14 protein-coding genes and 6 tRNA genes are annotated in these 17,190 nt (G+C 48.6%); 17 read left to right on the forward strand and 3 right to left on the reverse strand.

The features are described from left to right. Positions 1 to 175 precede the first annotated feature (175 nt). From AC55FS_RS15420 to AC55FS_RS15480, 13 genes are all read left to right on the forward strand, one after another. Positions 176 to 1,318, forward strand: a complete 1,143-nt coding sequence (locus AC55FS_RS15420; protein WP_496933155.1) for an efflux RND transporter periplasmic adaptor subunit — start codon at positions 176 to 178, stop codon at positions 1,316 to 1,318. Between the two features lie 4 nt (positions 1,319 to 1,322). Further along, complete coding sequence (locus tag AC55FS_RS15425) at positions 1,323 to 4,445, forward strand: efflux RND transporter permease subunit (protein ID WP_496933156.1); 3,123 nt, start codon at positions 1,323 to 1,325, stop codon at positions 4,443 to 4,445. A 135-nt stretch (positions 4,446 to 4,580) separates the two neighbouring features. Continuing rightward, positions 4,581 to 4,656: transfer RNA gene (locus AC55FS_RS15430), tRNA-Val, on the forward strand. Between the two features lie 22 nt (positions 4,657 to 4,678). Beyond that, a tRNA-Asp gene (locus tag AC55FS_RS15435) sits at positions 4,679 to 4,755 on the forward strand. A gap of 65 nt (positions 4,756 to 4,820) precedes the next feature. After that, positions 4,821 to 4,896, forward strand: a tRNA-Val gene (locus tag AC55FS_RS15440). A gap of 45 nt (positions 4,897 to 4,941) precedes the next feature. Then, positions 4,942 to 5,018, forward strand: a tRNA-Asp gene (locus AC55FS_RS15445). Between the two features lie 213 nt (positions 5,019 to 5,231). After that, positions 5,232 to 5,307, forward strand: a tRNA-Val gene (locus AC55FS_RS15450). Between the two features lie 37 nt (positions 5,308 to 5,344). Further along, a tRNA-Asp gene (locus AC55FS_RS15455) sits at positions 5,345 to 5,421 on the forward strand. A 1,119-nt stretch (positions 5,422 to 6,540) separates the two neighbouring features. Then, entirely contained in the window at positions 6,541 to 7,359 is an 819-nt protein-coding gene (locus tag AC55FS_RS15460) for a hypothetical protein (protein WP_496933158.1), read from the forward strand. A gap of 28 nt (positions 7,360 to 7,387) precedes the next feature. Further along, positions 7,388 to 7,930 carry a hypothetical protein gene (locus AC55FS_RS15465; protein WP_496933159.1) on the forward strand — a complete coding sequence of 181 codons (543 nt, stop codon included), beginning with the start codon at positions 7,388 to 7,390 and terminating at the stop codon, positions 7,928 to 7,930. A 95-nt stretch (positions 7,931 to 8,025) separates the two neighbouring features. After that, positions 8,026 to 8,433, forward strand: a complete 408-nt coding sequence (locus tag AC55FS_RS15470; RefSeq protein ID WP_496933160.1) for a WapI family immunity protein — start codon at positions 8,026 to 8,028, stop codon at positions 8,431 to 8,433. A gap of 839 nt (positions 8,434 to 9,272) precedes the next feature. After that, positions 9,273 to 9,716 (forward strand): hypothetical protein, encoded by a 444-nt coding sequence (locus AC55FS_RS15475; RefSeq protein WP_496933161.1) that lies wholly within the window; start codon positions 9,273 to 9,275, stop codon positions 9,714 to 9,716. Positions 9,717 to 9,776: 60 nt separating this feature from the next. Further along, positions 9,777 to 10,151 (forward strand): hypothetical protein, encoded by a 375-nt coding sequence (locus AC55FS_RS15480; RefSeq protein WP_496933162.1) that lies wholly within the window; start codon positions 9,777 to 9,779, stop codon positions 10,149 to 10,151. Between the two features lie 463 nt (positions 10,152 to 10,614). On the opposite strand, the gene AC55FS_RS15485 is transcribed toward AC55FS_RS15480, so the two are convergent. Continuing rightward, complete coding sequence (locus AC55FS_RS15485) at positions 10,615 to 11,919, reverse strand: ETX/MTX2 family pore-forming toxin (protein WP_496933163.1); 1,305 nt, start codon at positions 11,917 to 11,919, stop codon at positions 10,615 to 10,617. Positions 11,920 to 12,287: 368 nt separating this feature from the next. Between AC55FS_RS15485 and AC55FS_RS15490 the strand changes: the two genes are divergently transcribed. Together AC55FS_RS15490 and AC55FS_RS15495 are read left to right on the forward strand one after the other, a co-directional pair. After that, the gene (locus AC55FS_RS15490) at positions 12,288 to 12,368 is read left to right on the forward strand and encodes a hypothetical protein (RefSeq protein ID WP_496935977.1); all 81 of its coding nucleotides are present in this window, start codon (positions 12,288 to 12,290) and stop codon (positions 12,366 to 12,368) included. 355 nt (positions 12,369 to 12,723) lie between these two features. Continuing rightward, positions 12,724 to 13,494, forward strand: a complete 771-nt coding sequence (locus AC55FS_RS15495) for a GNAT family N-acetyltransferase (protein ID WP_496933164.1) — start codon at positions 12,724 to 12,726, stop codon at positions 13,492 to 13,494. 535 nt (positions 13,495 to 14,029) lie between these two features. Here AC55FS_RS15495 and AC55FS_RS15500 read toward each other — a convergent pair. Further along, positions 14,030 to 14,473, reverse strand: a complete 444-nt coding sequence (locus AC55FS_RS15500; RefSeq protein WP_496933165.1) for an Lrp/AsnC family transcriptional regulator — start codon at positions 14,471 to 14,473, stop codon at positions 14,030 to 14,032. A 106-nt stretch (positions 14,474 to 14,579) separates the two neighbouring features. Between AC55FS_RS15500 and AC55FS_RS15505 the strand changes: the two genes are divergently transcribed. Further along, positions 14,580 to 15,164 carry a LysE family translocator gene (locus tag AC55FS_RS15505; protein WP_496933166.1) on the forward strand — a complete coding sequence of 195 codons (585 nt, stop codon included), beginning with the start codon at positions 14,580 to 14,582 and terminating at the stop codon, positions 15,162 to 15,164. A gap of 58 nt (positions 15,165 to 15,222) precedes the next feature. Next, entirely contained in the window at positions 15,223 to 15,561 is a 339-nt protein-coding gene (locus tag AC55FS_RS15510; RefSeq protein WP_496933167.1) for a low molecular weight protein tyrosine phosphatase family protein, read from the forward strand. 316 nt (positions 15,562 to 15,877) lie between these two features. Here the strand turns inward: AC55FS_RS15510 and AC55FS_RS15515 are convergent, their stop codons facing one another. After that, a complete protein-coding gene (locus AC55FS_RS15515) occupies positions 15,878 to 16,582 on the reverse strand; it encodes a hypothetical protein (RefSeq protein WP_496933168.1) in 705 nt (234 codons plus the stop codon). Positions 16,583 to 17,190: the final 608 nt, after the last annotated feature.

Here is a 17,190-nt window from a genome sequence, read left to right on the forward strand (position 1 = left end):
GAGAAGCGCGGCAGTATACGCCAGTGAGATCGGGTGCGCGAACGGCAGCATTTAACATTGGAAAATGCAACGGTCTGTTGTTTACTGAGGCGCCGATTCGGTCTGATATAGCATCTGATAGCCGCTATCATGGCAGGCCACCTCTCCTCTTTTGACCGCTGAATGGACACTAATAATGACGATAAGACTGAACAAAGGTCACCTCGCAGCGCTGGCATTGTTGCTTGCCATGATCGTGTGGATGCTGTTGGGGGCTTTAAAACCACAGCCCGAGTTTCATAATCCACGACCACTGGTGCTGGATCAGGGCCTGACCCGAGTCCAGGTGGAGCGCATGCAAGGCCAGGAGATGGGGCGCAGCATTAGCGTATCAGCCCGTACCGCGGCCAATCGACGGGTCGATATTCGCAGCGAAGTGCGCGCTAAGGTGATTGCCATTCACCGCCATAAGGGTGAGCGTGTGGCCCAAGGCGAGTTAATTTTGGAGCTCGATGCACGTGATTGGCCGGCCCGGGTTAAACAAGCGGAAGCGGCGCTAAAACAGCGCCAACTGGAAGCACAAAGTGCGCGCAAACTGAATAAACAAGGCTTGGCCAATGCCGCCGAACTGGCCAAAGCGCAAACCCAACTGGCCAACGCCGAAGCTGAGCTGACCAATGCCAAACTGCAGCTGCAAGCCAGTCAGATTCGCGCCCCCTTTGACGGCATTGTCGATCAGCGCATGGTCGAAGTCGGTGACTTTGTGCAAGACGGCAACGCCCTGGTTACTGTGCTCGATTTTTCACCTTATTTGATCAAAGGCCAAGTAGCAGAAACAGAAGCGGGCTACATCAAGATTGGTGATCCTGCCCATGCCGAGCTGGTCAATGGTGATCGAGTAGAAGGCCATATTCGGTTTATTGCTGCCGAAGCTGATCCGAACACCCGGACTTTTGCCATCGAAATGCAAGTCGATAATCCATCGGGCCAGATGACCAGTGGTCTAACCGCCAAGTTGCACGTCCCTCAGCCACAAACCCACGCCTATTACGTGTCTCCGGCACTGCTGATTTTGGATGACGATGGTCGCTTAGGACTGAAAGGCATTAACCAGCAGCATGAGGTCATTTTTCAGCCCATCCAGTTATTAAAAGCCGATAACAACGGCATCTGGGTCTATGGCTTAGGCGAGCGTGCCGACATTATCACCGTAGGCCAAGGCTTTGTAGATTACGGCGAGCAAGTGGAGCCGGTATTTTACCAGGGCACGCCGGCAGGCCAGATCGGCGAGCAAGCGCCCGAGCAAGACAATTCACAAACCGCACTGACGGCGGGGTAATATCATGCACAGCCTGATAGACGCCTCGTTGGCACGCACTCGTACCGTACTGATGCTGTTCAGTCTGGTAATGCTGGTGGGGCTGATCACCCTAGTGACCATTCCCAAAGAAAGTAACCCAGATATTACCGTGCCCATTGTTTATGTGTCGGTCACCCACGATGGCATTTCGCCCGAAGATGCCGATGCACTGATCTATAAGCCGCTAGAAAAAGAGCTGCGCGGTTTGGATGGCGTTAAGGAAATGACTTCTACTGCCACCCGCGGCCATTTATCGATTCAGATCGAATTTTTGACAGATGTCGACATTGACCAAGCACTGCTCGATGTGCGCCAGAAGGTCGACGACGCCAAGGGCGAGCTGCCTACGGACAGTAAAGAACCACGGGTGATGGAAATTAACGTCGCGCTGTTCCCAGTAATGGTGGTGACCCTGGCCGGAGATATCAGCGAAAGTACCTTGTATCTGGTGGCGGAAGATTTACAGGAACGACTGGAAGCCCTGCCCGGTGTACTGGAAGCCACCATTCGTGGCAAACGCGAAGAAATTGCCGAAATCATCGTCGATCCGGCGCGCATGGATAACTATGGCCTATCTCTGAACGATCTTGGCAAGCTGCTCAGTGGCAATACCCAGCTGGTCGCCAGTGAAGACCTAGATACCGGTGCCGGCCGCTTCGGCATCAAGGTGCCAGGACGCGTCGAAAGCATTCCCGATATTCTCGATTTGCCGGTCAAAGCCCATGGCGATGACGTGGTGCTGTTTCGCGATATTGCCGTTGGCCGGCTGTCTTATAAAGATCGCAAAAACGCCGCTCGTGTTAACGGCCGTCAGGCAGTGACGCTGGAAATCAAAAAGCGCATTGGTAGCAATATTATTGAGACCATCGAACAGACCAAAGCCACCATAGAGCAGCTGAAACCACTGTGGCCGGCGGGTATTGAAGTTGGCATTACCCAAGACGAATCGCGCTACATTCGCGAAATGCTCAACGACCTGTTCAACAACGTCCTGGTAGCCACCTTATTGGTGATGATTCTGGTGCTTGGCAGCTTAGGCGTGCGCAGTTCTTTTATGGTTGGCATGGCCATTCCTGGCGCCTTTTTGATGGCGCTGATTGTCCTTAGCATCATGGGCTACACCCTCAATATGGTGGTGCTGTTTTCACTGATTTTGTCGGTCGGCATGCTGGTCGATGGCGCCATCGTGGTGACCGAATACGCCGATCGCCGCCTTGCAGAAGGCACCAGCTCACGCCAAGCCTATGCCGAAGCCGCCAAACGCATGGCCTGGCCGATTATCGCCTCAACCGCCACCACCTTAGCGGTGTTCTTCCCGTTGTTGTTCTGGCCCGGCGTGACCGGTGAGTTTATGGGCTTTTTGCCGCTCACCTTGCTGTTTACCCTATCGGCATCCTTGGTGATGGCATTGATCGTGGTACCCACGGTCGGTGCTTTAGTGGGCGGTACCTCACACCATAAAATCGAAGCACTGAAATCCATTCAGGCGGCCGAACAAGGACGCTTTGACGACATCAAAGGCTTTACCGGGGGGTATATTCGCCTGTTGCGTAAAGCCTTGCAGCGCCCTCTATTAGTATTGGGCATGGCCATCGCAGCGCTGTTTGGCTCCTTTGTGATTTATGGCCAGCTTGGCCATGGGGTCGAGTTTTTCCCCGATGTCGATGCCGATGTCGGATTGGTCGATATCCGCGCCCGTGGCAACTTGTCGCTAAAAGAGCGTGAGCAGCTGGTGCAACAGGTGGAATCACGTATCTTCGATATGGCTGAAATTCAGTCCATCTACACCGCCAGTTTTGTAACCGCGCCCAATGAAAGTGCTAAGGACGTGATTGGCCGTATTCAAATTGAATTGGTCAACTGGGAACACAGACGCAGCGCCAACGACATTCTGGCCGATATCGAAGCCCGCACCGCCGACCTACCCGGCTTGATTATTGAAACACGCAAAAAAGAAGGTGGGCCACCGTCAGGCATGGATATTCAGCTGCAGCTGACAGGTAACGACGCCGAAGCCATTTCCACCATGCTGGATAAAGTCAGAGCACTGTTTGAACAGGACCCTGAACTCAAAGACGTGCGCGATGACAGACCGTTAGATGGCATCGAGTGGCAATTTAATATCAACCGTGAAGAAGCCACCCGCTACGGCACCGACATTGCCAGCACTGGCGCCTTGATTCGTATGATCACCGGCGGCCAACAGGTAGGAGAGTTCCAGCCTGACTACAGCGATGACGAAGTCGAAATTATGCTGCGCTACCCCGCAGCGACGCGCAGCATCGACCAGTTTGAACAGGTCAATATCTCAACGCCAATGGGATTGGTGCCGTTAAGCAACTTTATGCAGCGTCAAGCAGTACCGCTGTCCGGTGATCTGGTGCGTATCGACGGCAAACGCCGCTATCGCCTGACTGCCAATGTCAAAGATGGCATCAATGCCGACCAGAAGACCCGCCAGTTAGCCGAGCAACTGCAGCAGTTCGACTGGCTCGATGCCGGTGTTGAGCCACGTTTTCGGGGTAATGCTGAGCAAATGGAAGAAACCGGCAGCTTCTTAATGTCGGCGTTTGGCATCGCACTGTTTGTGATGGCTACCATTCTGGTGACTCAGTTCAACAGCTTCTATCAATCTGGGCTGATTATGAGTGCCATCATATTGTCCATTGTTGGTGTACTGATGGGGCTGCTGATACGGGGTGAGCCGTTTGGCATCGTTATGAGTGGCGTGGGTGTGATTGCCCTGGCCGGCATTGTGGTCAACAACAACATCGTCTTGATCGACACCTATAAACGTCTGGTCGATGGCGGTCTTGATCCGATGGAAGCGGCACTGCGTACCGGAGCACAGCGTATGCGGCCAGTATTGCTGACCGCCATCACCACCATCTTGGGTTTGATGCCGATGGTGATGCAATGGAACATCGACTTGCTGAATCAGCACTTTACCGTCGGCGCACCCAGCTCGCAGTGGTGGACACAGCTTTCGACCGCCATCGCCGGTGGTTTGGCCTTTGCCACCCTACTGACCTTGATCCTGACGCCTTGCCTGTTGGTGTTGGGCGATCGTAAAAAGTCACGACAGTTAAAAATGGCCGCTGCATGATATTTGAGCGGAACTGGTTAAACCCTGACCGGTTCCGCCCAAAATTTGCAAGTAACTGAATTAATTTAAATTTTTTTTAGAAATTCGTTTGACATCGGCGCTGCTGTGAGTAGAATGCCCACCTGCTTTCGGAGAGGGTGGTTAGCTCAGCTGGGAGAGCATCTGCCTTACAAGCAGAGGGTCGGCGGTTCGATCCCGTCACCACCCACCACCGAAGCAGAAAATTTGGAATTGGACTGGTAGTTCAGTTGGTTAGAATACCGGCCTGTCACGCCGGGGGTCGCGGGTTCGAGTCCCGTCCAGTCCGCCAATTCCAAAACCGTTTATCGACTCGTTAAACGAATGTGGTAACACGTCGTTTACTGAATCGAAAATGGGTGGTTAGCTCAGCTGGGAGAGCATCTGCCTTACAAGCAGAGGGTCGGCGGTTCGATCCCGTCACCACCCACCAAAACTTGTTGATGTTTTGTGTGACAGCAACTCATCAAGACAATGTGGACTGGTAGTTCAGTTGGTTAGAATACCGGCCTGTCACGCCGGGGGTCGCGGGTTCGAGTCCCGTCCAGTCCGCCATTTTTTGATCTTGCGCTGATGCTATTAGCCTTGATCGCGGTCCGAAATGTCGGCCCAGTCGGGTCCCATTAAGTCCGCAACACTAGATCTTGAGCTAATACTGTTAGCCTTGATCTTGATTAAGACAAGTCTTAATCAATGCAAGACACCGTTTGTCGACTCGATAAACGCATGCGATACAGTTTGTAAAGCATCGTTTACTGAATCGAAAATGGGTGGTTAGCTCAGCTGGGAGAGCATCTGCCTTACAAGCAGAGGGTCGGCGGTTCGATCCCGTCACCACCCACCAAAACTTTGATGTTTTCTGGCAAAGCATCACACAATGCGGACTGGTAGTTCAGTTGGTTAGAATACCGGCCTGTCACGCCGGGGGTCGCGGGTTCGAGTCCCGTCCAGTCCGCCATCTTTTCTTAAAGATTTAGACCCCTACTCCTTCTTATTTTGAAATCACGACGAGTCCGCGGAATGCCGCCCAGTCGTCCGCCATCTTTCTTAAAGATTTAGACCCCTACTTTTTCTTATTTTGAAATCACGACGAGTCCGCGGAATGCCGCCCAGTCGTCCGCCATCTTTTTTTAAAGATTTAGCCCCCCTACTCTTTCTTATTTTGAAATCACGACGAGTCCGCGGGATGCCGCCCAGTCGTCCGACATCTTTCTTAAAGATTTAGACCCCTAGTTTTTTAGATCTTCCAGAAGATAAGCGCTGACTGCATTAGCCTTGGTCGTTGTGCGATATGTCGTCAGACGTGTTTATTAAGATTCCCTTCGCTACAACCACCATCTCTTCCTAGAAGCATTTTTTGCCGCCAAACCCTATGCCCTCGTTGGGGGATCTTATCCCTCACGCCGGGCGCGCGAGCGACTGAAAGTGTACATCGAGGCAGTTTCTGCCAGGCGAAAAGTAAACGAAGAAGCGCAGCTTACTTGCAGTAAGTGAGCACTTTTTGGCGCTTTTCAACGCAGCAGAAACAACACAGATAGCTTTCAGCCTGCTTTGCGCTGCGCAGGCCGTTTCTCCCTCGTTGCCAATGCTGTGATCACCGCATCACAAAAAGCCTACGTCCTTATAGGCCTTTTGTTGGTGCTGCCGTCCGGGCAGCCCCTGCGGGCACAGCCATTAGCAACTCCAGCGGCCTGCTAAGGCGCGGAGAGCCTAGGCCCAAGCCCGAGAGCTGAGCGACTTGCTCTAAGAGTTGGCATGGGTGTCTAGCTTGTTTTTGGGCTTCGCCGACTGAGACGCAGGCTATGATGTCCTGATTGTGCTACGACAGGATGCATACCTGAAAGACAGACTTTGCCAAATCAACCACAACTGTATTACCCTTGCCCAAGCGAACGCCCCTCATTTGTTAAGCTTTTGTTGACTAATCTTTAGCGCTTTTGACGCAGGAACAAATAGGAGAGCGTCCGTTTCATCAAGCAGTCTAAGCCGCTGATTTTAAAACCATTTTGGAAGCAATTATCAAGCTAGCAGCCTCAGGGAGTGAATTCGATATGCCGATTAAATATCAGGAAGATATATGAACAACATAATGGAGATTGATCTCAGCAAACGACTTGAGATAAAAATCAAGAACAAGAATCCTGTCGGTCTAGAAGATCTATCGCTCTCTTTGCTGGCTTTTAACCATCAATTTCAGAAGTTTGTCGAGTCCGAGACCAATCGGGAAACGGATATAGGCTCCGAATTGCTGATTAAAGAGGTTCGTAGTGGGTCAATCATTGTCGAGTTAATTTCCCATACTGTACCAATAGTTCCTTTACTGTGGGAAGGTGGTTCATTGGCGCAGTGGTCCAAAGTCGCAGAGGAGGTTTGTGACTGGCTATTGGGTAAAGTAGAAAGACCTCCCAAAGAGCTAACAAAGCAGGATCTTCAACAATGGAACAAGTTTGTTGAGCCTGTGGCGAAGGATAATGGCTCCCAAATGAACATAAACGTTTCTGATAATGGCAAAGTAATCCAGCAATTCATCATAAATTCTACCGAAGCAAATGCCATGCAGAACCGAATCGAAAACTTGATAACCGATATGGACACACCCGAAGGCAACATACATACACGAAAGGTGATGTATTGGTACCAGACAAAATTTGACCCGAACTCAGACACAGGTAATCGAGCAGTCATCGACGACCTTTCGAAATCTGCTTTAAAAGTTATTTTCGAAAATAATGCCGTAAAGGACGAGATTCTGCATGCTGAACCAAAGCTTGGTAAGCCCTGGCATGAACTCGCTTATGTGGTTGATGTTGAGGTTGAGACGGTGAGAGGAACTCCTAAAATGTATAAGGTCCTGCGCTACTACCCGGAGCATACCTTTGACCCTGACGCAGATTAATATTTTAAAAAATTACGCAGGATTATTAATGAATAAGATTTTAACCCTTTGTATACTCTCGTCACTTTCGAAAATAGCGCTTTCAGATATTGAAGGCAGCTTTGAGTACAGTATGAGTGAGTATCCAGAGATCACCAAAATATTAAATAGGAATAATATCAAGGGAGATTATTCTCTAGTAAACTTGGAAATGCCAAATAACGGTATCTTTACCCTTGGTAACTCAAATGGGACAGAGCTATTACTCGTAAACTATATAACCTTCAATATTTCAAACACTCACTACGGCTCAGTTCTGATTCAAAAAAGCAATGACGAATTCGAACTTTCGCAAGAAAACCTGCCAATTCCTCAAGAGATCAAACACGAAGGTAATGTATACAGCCTTCATAAACCTGAGACTGAAGCAAAGGGTGGAGCCTTATATGTGAGCTACAGGTTCACTTGTAAAGCACCTGCGAGCTTTACTCCGATCGGTAATTGCTCAGATGACAATGTTTATCAAACAATTCTTAAATATCAATTCAAAGAAGGTAAACTGATCCTAACAGAAGTCAACATTGACCGATAACAATTGCCAGCGAACAGTCCTCACCGGGCTTTGGACTAAAAACTGATTGGCGTTAATTCTGGGCCGCATTGGTGGGTGTTATACGCAGTTATAATATGAGAATCGAAAGCAACGAAAACTATATTGAACTTGAAATTCATTTAGAGAACGATAGTACTCTACCGAATTATTGTGATGCCCTTATTGAAGTAGAGGTGTCAAGTAATGGTTACTCAGGAAAGAGCCAAGTTTGGGTTGCTAAACAGGAACTCGATTCGTTTGCAGAGTCGATTCAAGAGCTTGAGAAAACCCGAAAGGGTGAGGCGGTTCTAACGTCTATGTCACCTAATGAGCTTTATCTAAGGGTTTATTCATATGATGGAGTTGGGCACATTGCTTTGGAAGGCAAAATCGGACACAGAGTAATCAGCCAAGTGTGCTTCGATCATTCTGTTGAATTTGGCTTTGTATTAGAGCCTGAAAACCTAGTTAGACTTGCCAAGGCCCAGTGGGTAAACCACTAAAATGAATAACAAACAGGAACAAGCCAGACACCCATTCCAGCTCCTAGGGCAAGTCGCTCAGCTCTCGGTTTCGCAGCTAGGTTTTCGCGCCTTAGCAGGCCGCCTGAGTGGGCAATGACTGTGCCCGCAGGGGCTGCCCGGACGGCAGCACCAGACAACATCCTGCCGGGATGCAGGCTGTTGGTGATGCGGTGACCACAGCATTGGTGCCGAGGGAAAACGGCCTGCGCAACACAAAGTAGGCTGAAAGCTATCTACGTTGTTTCTGCTGCGTTAAAAAGCACCTCGCCATGCTCACTTACTGCGAGTAAGCTGCGCTTGTCGAGGACACTTCCGCTTGCTTTTTGCCTAGCAGAAACTGCCTCAATGTACGCTTTCAGCCGCTCGCCCGCCCGGCGTGAGGGATAACCTCAAGGAGGGCATAGGAGTTGGAGCTAAAAAGAGGCTTGGAGTGGATGTCCTGCTAGCCCCTGGTAGAATGACTAGTAATCTTGATGACACGTCCGCGCCGTAATGTAGTGATCATGGAATTGGCAAACAAGCCGGCAAGAACTGCTTGGGCTGCGCTCTGCGGAGAACAAAAGTATATGATATCTGACGGCACTACGGTAATTGCGTTATTAATAAATGATGTCAAAAAGGTAAAACCACAATCTGAGCGCTCTGTGCCTAACTACGTTCTTCGAGAACGGTAAACTGATAAGAACCAGATTGGCGGAGTTCATCAAGGATGTGACCATCGGGCCAAAACAGAATCCGAATAGATGGCCGCACTACACCAAAGACTGATTTTTTGCTTGAATAATGAGGGGTGTCCATAGATGTTAGTGGCATATAAAATGAAGATTATTATCGGAACAATTCTTCTGGCATATAGTGTATTCAGTTTTTCCTTTGAACCTAAAGTTGTACAAGGAAGCTGGGCTGTTTATCACGAGAATCTGGCATCGGATGATTATTACTATTTTCTCCAGATCAATGAAGACTGGTCTGGAGAGCTAACCCGCTCCCTCGGCCATGACCCTATCACGAGATCGTTCCAGAAAGAGAATGTTGTATTTCGAGATGGATACATTGAAATCCAAGCTTCTGAGTCTGAGAAGATGGTCTTATCTGCATGGGTTTTGCCTTCGGGATCTGGAAGGCTTACAGGCCAACTTTTCATGTATAAAGAAAATGGTGACCTCTTTAATATGTTGTATTACCCACTGTCCTTGGTTAACCCTAATAGTCAGCTACTTGAGCATGATGAAATTTCAAAGCTCTATAAGAAATACCACTAACAAAGCCAGCCAGTTTGGATGCACTCTGTGCGCCCCTGCTGGCAGGCGTTAACTGTCGTCATGTTTAAGAGAATCGCAAACTGGTTCAAGGCCAGAGAAGAAAGCAAAAAATTAGAGAACTGGTTTTCCGTCACTTGGGATGCAGAGTATATCTATAGAAGTGTGTCTCCTCCCGGAAAGGAAGCTTGGAATGACAAGTTCAAGTGGGCGGATATCGAACGAATCTGTTTTGAAGCAACTGACTATATATACTCCGATGACATTTATTTTTTCACTACGGAGAGGCCAGAGAGTTACATTATACCAACCGAGGCCAAGGGTGGTAGCGAACTCTGGGAACTGGTTTTAGATAAAAAACTGTATGATGCTGAACTGGCCATTGAGGCAGCTTCTTCACCAGAGGGTATGTTTTGCTGGCCAAAGCCAAACAGTTAACAAACAAAAGGGTACAACAAACCAGCCACCCTCCCAGCTCCTAGGGCAAGTCGCTCAGCTCTCGGTTTCGCAGCTAGGTTTTCGCGCCTTAGCAGGCCGCCTGAGTGGGCAATGACTGTGCCCGCAGGGGCTGCCCGGACGGCAGCACCAGCCAACATCCTGCCGGGATGCAGGCTGTTGGCGTTGCGGCGACCACAGCATTGGCAACTCAGGAATCACGGCCTGCGTAGCGCAAAGCAGGGAGCTCGCCCGCCCGGCGTGAGGGATAAGATCCCTCAAGGAGGGCATAGGATTTAGCGTTAAAAGCCACTTCGGTTGGAATAAGCCGAAAGTGAGTAAGCAAGACAACCATCTGAGCTAGTCAGCCATCAAACCGGTTGATGGCCTCACTACGCCATCTTGGCCGGGAGACTTAGCGGCTAGCCCACCTAGAATGCCAGGCAGGCTAACACAGAGCATAATCTTACTGCTGAGCAGACTGCCAGCGGCTATCATCATCGGCGATGTTTAAATCACTAAAGGTTAATTCTTCATCTGGCTCAGCTTCATCCAGACCTAACTCACCACTGGTGACAACGGTAAAGTCTGCCTTGTGCGTGCTGGCCAGCGACAAGTTTGTACTCGGGTACTGATCATCAACCAAATCTAAATATTCATCTTTGATCACGATATTGCCATTGACGATGTCACCCACATACAACCACTCCAGTTCAGCCCCAGAGTAATTGCTGTCTTTGAGTATGCCTTTGAAAGTAAAAGTTTTGCTGTCATAAGGGTTATTAAAGGTTGCGGTATAGGGGAAGTCCGCTTCACCGTGATTAACCTTAGCCCTCAATGCATAAACCGTATAACCAGGCACATTAACCGCGGCGTTATAGTCCACTCTTTGGGTGGTGTTTTCAGAGGCACTGCCGCCAACGGTTTCGGAAAAACTGATGGTTTCTGACAAACTCCATTCCACTGAGCTGGAGGCTTGCACCGCCTCGCCTACTTTAATGCCCTGGGTGATTTTAACGCCCATGGTGGCAGAAACGCCGCGTGTTTCACTCCAGGTATCTGTGTTTGACTCACCGCGCCAGTAGCCAACATTCACCGAAGCGCTTTGGGTGGTTGGCGTATAGTTCTTGGCCAGCGCTTCGGCATAGAAAAACTGATCGCTGTTTTTCACCGTCGCTTGTGAGGTGTCAAAGGTCAGATCGACAAAATCCAGTTTGGACGGGCGCGCGCCGCAAGCACCTAAACTCCATACCTTGCCTGAAGAGGTTGAATAAGTACCAAACAGTCCGGTGACCGCATGGCGATTGGCGATGGTCACTTCTTGCCACTTGTCCCAGCCATTTGATGAGCCAAAGTACAGCTCGGATCCGGTGTTGGTCCACAACCGAATACGTGATATTGAACCTTCATTTTTTTTGTAAAAGCGATACTTGTTAATAAACTCGTCACCTTCCAGCGTTAGGCGCTTACCGCTGCCATTGGTATTTCCAATCTCTTCTGTTGGTGCATACAAGTATTCGATTTTCAAGCCTTTGATATACTCAACATTGCTAGAGTAAGCGGTGATCGCGGTGATTTTATCGCCCGGCTGTTTGGTGTTGAAATAGCTATCACAGAGATCAAAATCACTACCTTTGCCTGTTTTTCCGTACTGTGAACCACGGTTGTACCAGGTATCGTCTTCAAAGTAATATTTAACGATATTATCAACCTCCGCCAAAGCAAAAGCATTCACAAAAAGTAGTGTTGAAGCGATCAGCATCTTATTCATCTATTCTTCCATTTGTTGTAAATCAACGAAGATTGACAGTGTTGAGCCAGTGGTTTTTTACTGCATTATCATTCGATCAGAGTGACGGACTATTTGTCTTGTCTCTCTACGCGTTCAAGTGGTAGCTCTGGCGCGCAACAATGTAAATATCAGCGCCAATTTAGTTGATTTTTATCGTTAGAAATCAATCTTTAGCATTACTACGAAACCAACGTTAATAAGACGAAAGCAGTATCCCAAGAACAGCTGCCATCCATACTTATTGACGTCTGAGATTTGATTTTTGATCGATTTTATATTATCTGGCCTAACAAATACTGATCATTGACGACAACCCTGCAAAGGTTCAACACCAACCTGGCCATCCAATTAGAGTCAAAGCGTTTAAAGGGAATATCTCAGATACAGAGCTATTGGATTTAACGGATCGACTTAAAGCTTATACCTAAAGAGTGCTCCAAACTGGAGACATCCACCAGTTCAATGCCTGTGGTCATGGTGTTAAACCTTATGGTTACATTCAAACCGAAAACCAATTCAATAAGTTTTCTGTATACATTCATAGAAGCCTAAGCATTGAATCCCTGGCTGCTTAACGACCGCTCACTTATGGTCGAACGTATTACTCAATGGATTAAAAGCTCGACACCTGCGTTAAAGTGCTTATACGACTGATCAATTTTCGGTGGAATATAAGCGACTACTAGTATAATCTCAATGCTAATAACCCTATCAGAATGTATAGCACCGAAAGACCTAGATGCCCTAGAGCGGCGCAAAACATCTGCCACCATCGAGTTATCAATGCAAAAAGAATCAGCAAAAGAAGCATATAAATCATATTTTATCTTTAACAATCAGAGAACCTTATCAACTAGATCACCCAGCGAACTCTCAATCACTGAAACCGAAGAGTGCTCTATCTTTGTCGACAAAACACGTAAGTACGACAATCAGATAGTGATCCATAACGCCTGCATACCTGAAAAGCTAGAAGAGCATTTGGGATTATTTCATAGTAGCTGCTGGCCAGAAATCGCCATTGAGCCTCAAGCCAACACCCCTGAGATACAAACCTGGCTGTCAAACCGTGGTTTTTCACCAGCTTATGACCATGAATTTTTGGAACTGCAGACCTCAAACTATCAGCCCTCAGCGAGCATTTCAGAGTCAGTCTCAATTGAGTGCTGGGATCATAGCAAGGCTGATGAATTTTTAGCGTTGCTCAAAACATCAGGCTTAGAATGTACAGACGATATCTGGAACGATAAACGATCATTGTATTGTACCGACACATTCCGCGGCTATATTGCATCAATAGACGGAAAGCCTTGTGCCTGGGCTACCAGCTACCTGCATAATGATCATGCAATTTTAGCCAATGCATATACCCAAGAGAGCCATCGCTACAAGGGATGCCAGACGGCGTTACTTCGAGCCCGAATAGAAGATGCCATTTCCTTAGGTGTTCAGGTGTTATTAACTGATGTAATGCCAAATAGCACCAGCAGTAAAAATTGCAAATCAGTAGGCTTTAACTGCTCAGGCATAAGACATGTGTATTCTAAAGACTAGATTGTAACCAACATATAAATATCGACCCTAGTCATCGCTGCCATCTCGTTGGCATTATTAATACCATGAGATCATGGTCAATACAGGCAAACACCATTAAACATTTATTACCATTAATATCGATCGACAAGAGGAACACCCCGGACAGCCCTATCGAGAAAACCACCCCTCACTCTGGACGTCGAGCCTCTAGCAATCAAAACCACTCCCACTACCCTATATCGGCATGAGATAGCACCGCCACCGGTGCATGCGATCAGGCTGGACAGCAGGGATGCTGGCCAAGCAAACCGAACGCGGGAATCGCCCTGCTTGCGCGCCGCCGGTCGTCAAACGAGTTACCAGTCTCGCTACGCCAGCTTGGCCTGGGGCAGGATCGCCTCGGGGACAACCTCTCCCCGAGGCGAGCAGCCTTGGCAATCAAGCCCGTGCGCAGCCCACTGCACCTTAGCAGATTCACTCTAACCGACGACCTATTGCAACAAATACGATGAAGGCCTGGCATAGCAGCCAGGCCATTGATTCCAAGGCTGCTTTACGGCCGCTCATCTTTGGGCGAACCCATCACCACCATAGTGGTAATGGACTGCACCACCGCACATTCGCCCAGCACATCTGCATGAAAGCGCTTGTAGGCCACCAGATCTTTGGTTTCCACACGCAGCAAGTATTCATTCATACCTGTGATGTTGTGGCACTCCACCACCTCATTGGCAAACTGCACATGCTGTTCAAAACTGAGCTGCGACTGCTTGGTATGGCTGTTTAAGCCAATGGCCACATAAGCTATAAAGCCCACGTCTAGCTGGGTTTTATCCAGCACAGCGCGATAGCCTTTGATGATCTTCTTGTGCTCTAAGTCCTGCACCCGGCGCAAGGTTGCCGAAGGTGACAACCCTACACGCTCGGCCAGCTCCACATTGGAGATACGACCATCGGCTTGAAGCTCTTGCAATATTCTTCCGCTAAATTTATCCATAACTACATATTATTGTGCCATCGAGTCAGATCCAATCCATATAAACACAAAATTGTGCCCGATTACGATTAATATTTCTGCATTCACTACCTATCGAGAAAACCCCATGGATTTCACTGTATTCGGGTCGCTTCTGGCATTTGCCTTTGTTTCTACCTTTTCACCGGGCCCCAACAACATCATGCTGATGACATCAGGCGCCAATGTCGGCTTTCTGCGCACGATTCCGCACATGCTCGGTATTACCTTTGGCTTCAGCGTGATGGTGCTACTGGTTGGCATGGGCTTAACGGAGCTGTTTCTGCACTACCCCATCATCCAGCAAGGTCTGCAAATTCTCTGCTGCTTGTATTTGGTGTATCTGGCGATCAAGATCGCACTTAGCCGACCATCGCAAAACAGCCAAGAATATCAGCCGATGTCATTTATGGCAGCGGCGCTGTTCCAGTGGCTCAATCCAAAAGCTTGGTCAATGGCATTAACCGCCGTCAGTGTGTTTAACCCTGAAGCCAGCTGGCTGCAACTAGGTTTAATTGCACTGGTATTTGCTTTAGTGAATGTACCCTCGGTCAGTGTTTGGACTGCCGCAGGCAAGCAACTCAGCGATTGGATCAATCATCCGAGTTATGTGCGCTGGTTTAATGGTGCCATGGGCGGGTTATTGCTGCTGTCTGTGGTGCCGATGCTTTAAGGAGCGTATATACGCTAAAATCGCGCTCGACCGTTATTTGATAAAGAGTTTCAACTATATGACTAGGCCAAAAAATCTTCTGTTTATTTGTAGTCGCAACCAATGGCGTAGCCCAACAGCGGAACAAATCTGGAGAAAGGCGCCTGGCTTTCAGGTGAAATCGGCAGGCACCAGCCCAAAAGCCAAACGAACCATCAGTTCAGCGGACATCCGCTGGGCTGACATCATTTTTGTTATGGAAAAGAAGCACAAAAACAGACTTATCGCCCAATTTACACGGCTTCTAGAGCATAAAACAATTTATATATTAGACATTCCAGACGAGTATCAATATATGGACCCAGAGCTAATTGAAGAGCTTGAAGAAAAGGTAAGTGTGGCCCTTGACGGCCTTTAAATAACTCTCCTTCTAGTTTGCTAGCTCACCACTAACATTCAGTGATGAGCATCCTCGTCGAATGTTTACATACCGAGTGCGTCGCATGCATTCAGCACTGTTGAGTAAAGGCAATACACCAATGCCGAAGGAATCTACCGATTCATGGGTCTATTAAAGATGTGTATAAAATATACCGCTAACTAGCCTAGCATGAGACCCATAATAAGGCCTCACTTGATAAAGCTATCGGCGACCATGGCCCAGTATGAGTCATGGCAATAACAAGCTCAACACTCGCTGACAGCGCTATTTGCCTGTATCCATTAGTCATCGATCAATCATTCGACATACGCCCGGTAGCGACCGGTTTAACCACCCGCTGATTGGAACGAACCTGCTGACTGAGCTGATCACGACTGCGCTGGCTTAGCTGAGAAAGGCTTCGAAACTGGTTTCTGGAGGTATGAAAAACCTGCTTAACGAGCTTTCCCCGACTGTTAATTCGCTGATAGCTTTCTTGTAGCTGGACCTTATCTCCGATGCGAACATTCTCCATCTTGTATCCGCGTTTATCCAAAGCAGCCTCATAACCAATATTGCCAACCATGCCGTGGGTTTGGGTAAGATGACCAACAGTTTTGGTATTGGTACGTTTTTGCAAGTCGGACTGAGACTCGAAATACACACTGGGTGGTTGCACACCAAAGTCGATTGATAGCTTGCGCCTTTCGGTAGACGAGGGCTTCACCGTGCCAGTAAAACCGATCATATTTTGATCTTGATACAAACCCTGCTCTTTGCGGCCAAAGTTGGCGGTCTTTTGGCTATAGTTTTTTTCAACGGCTTCAAATACCGACTGCTCTCTCTCCTGCTGCTTGGTCGATGAGAAAAAGCTCTGGAATCTATTGCCTACCGTTTTGGTCGCATTGTAGTGAACTTCATAAGCATGATACTTGTTACTTTCTGTGGTTTTGTCATAGGGGTTTTTATGCACCTTGCCTTGAACACTAAACCATTGTCTCTTGTTGTGTTGCGACATACCGTTTTCCCGCTCACTGTGATGGATACAGGCTATTAACCAAGCAATCTAAGTGCCACGAAACATCAAGCAAACAGCTGACAATACAGAGAGCGTGGTGGGTTGATTTTGACCCGATTGAGCAAACTTTGGTTCCTATGCCCTCCCTGAGGTTATCCCTCACGCCAGGCGGGCTAGCAATAGAAAGAGCACATCGAGGCAGTTTCTGCCAGGCGAAAAGTAATAAAAAAGCGCAGCTTACTTGCAGGAAGTGAGCATTTTGATCGGACTTGCGTACAAGGTGCTTTTAGCGCAAAACCCTATGCCCTCCTTGAGGGATCTTATCCCTCACGCCGGGCAGGCGAACTCCCTGCTTTGCGCTGCACAGGCCGTTTATCCTTCGTTGCCAATGCTGTGGTCGCCGCAACGCCAACAGCCTGCATCCCGGCAGGATGTTGGCTGGTGCTGCCATCCGGGCAGCCCCTGCGGGCACAGCCATTGCCAACTCAGGCGGTCTGCTAAGGCGCATAAAATCTGTACGCGAAACCGAGAGTTTAGTGAGTTGGTCTAGCAGTTGGGGTGGGGATCTGGTTTGTTGTCGTAACGCCAGCGTAATAGGCGCGAGCTTG

The organism is Bacterioplanes sp. CLAM21 (assembly GCF_059641015.1).

Bases quoted from the DNA above. Each gene is read 5' to 3' on its own strand.
- AC55FS_RS15420 (WP_496933155.1), top strand. From the start codon at position 176: ATGACGATAAGACTGAACAAAGGTCACCTCGCAGCGCTGGCATTGTTG.
- AC55FS_RS15425 (WP_496933156.1), top strand. From the start codon at position 1,323: ATGCACAGCCTGATAGACGCCTCGTTGGCACGCACTCGTACCGTACTG.
- AC55FS_RS15460 (WP_496933158.1), top strand. From the start codon at position 6,541: ATGAACAACATAATGGAGATTGATCTCAGCAAACGACTTGAGATAAAA.
- AC55FS_RS15465 (WP_496933159.1), top strand. From the start codon at position 7,388: ATGAATAAGATTTTAACCCTTTGTATACTCTCGTCACTTTCGAAAATA.
- AC55FS_RS15470 (WP_496933160.1), top strand. From the start codon at position 8,026: ATGAGAATCGAAAGCAACGAAAACTATATTGAACTTGAAATTCATTTA.
- AC55FS_RS15475 (WP_496933161.1), top strand. From the start codon at position 9,273: ATGAAGATTATTATCGGAACAATTCTTCTGGCATATAGTGTATTCAGT.
- AC55FS_RS15480 (WP_496933162.1), top strand. From the start codon at position 9,777: ATGTTTAAGAGAATCGCAAACTGGTTCAAGGCCAGAGAAGAAAGCAAA.
- AC55FS_RS15485 (WP_496933163.1), bottom strand. From the start codon at position 11,919: ATGAATAAGATGCTGATCGCTTCAACACTACTTTTTGTGAATGCTTTT.
- AC55FS_RS15495 (WP_496933164.1), top strand. From the start codon at position 12,724: ATGCAAAAAGAATCAGCAAAAGAAGCATATAAATCATATTTTATCTTT.
- AC55FS_RS15500 (WP_496933165.1), bottom strand. From the start codon at position 14,473: ATGGATAAATTTAGCGGAAGAATATTGCAAGAGCTTCAAGCCGATGGT.
- AC55FS_RS15505 (WP_496933166.1), top strand. From the start codon at position 14,580: ATGGATTTCACTGTATTCGGGTCGCTTCTGGCATTTGCCTTTGTTTCT.
- AC55FS_RS15510 (WP_496933167.1), top strand. From the start codon at position 15,223: ATGACTAGGCCAAAAAATCTTCTGTTTATTTGTAGTCGCAACCAATGG.
- AC55FS_RS15515 (WP_496933168.1), bottom strand. From the start codon at position 16,582: ATGTCGCAACACAACAAGAGACAATGGTTTAGTGTTCAAGGCAAGGTG.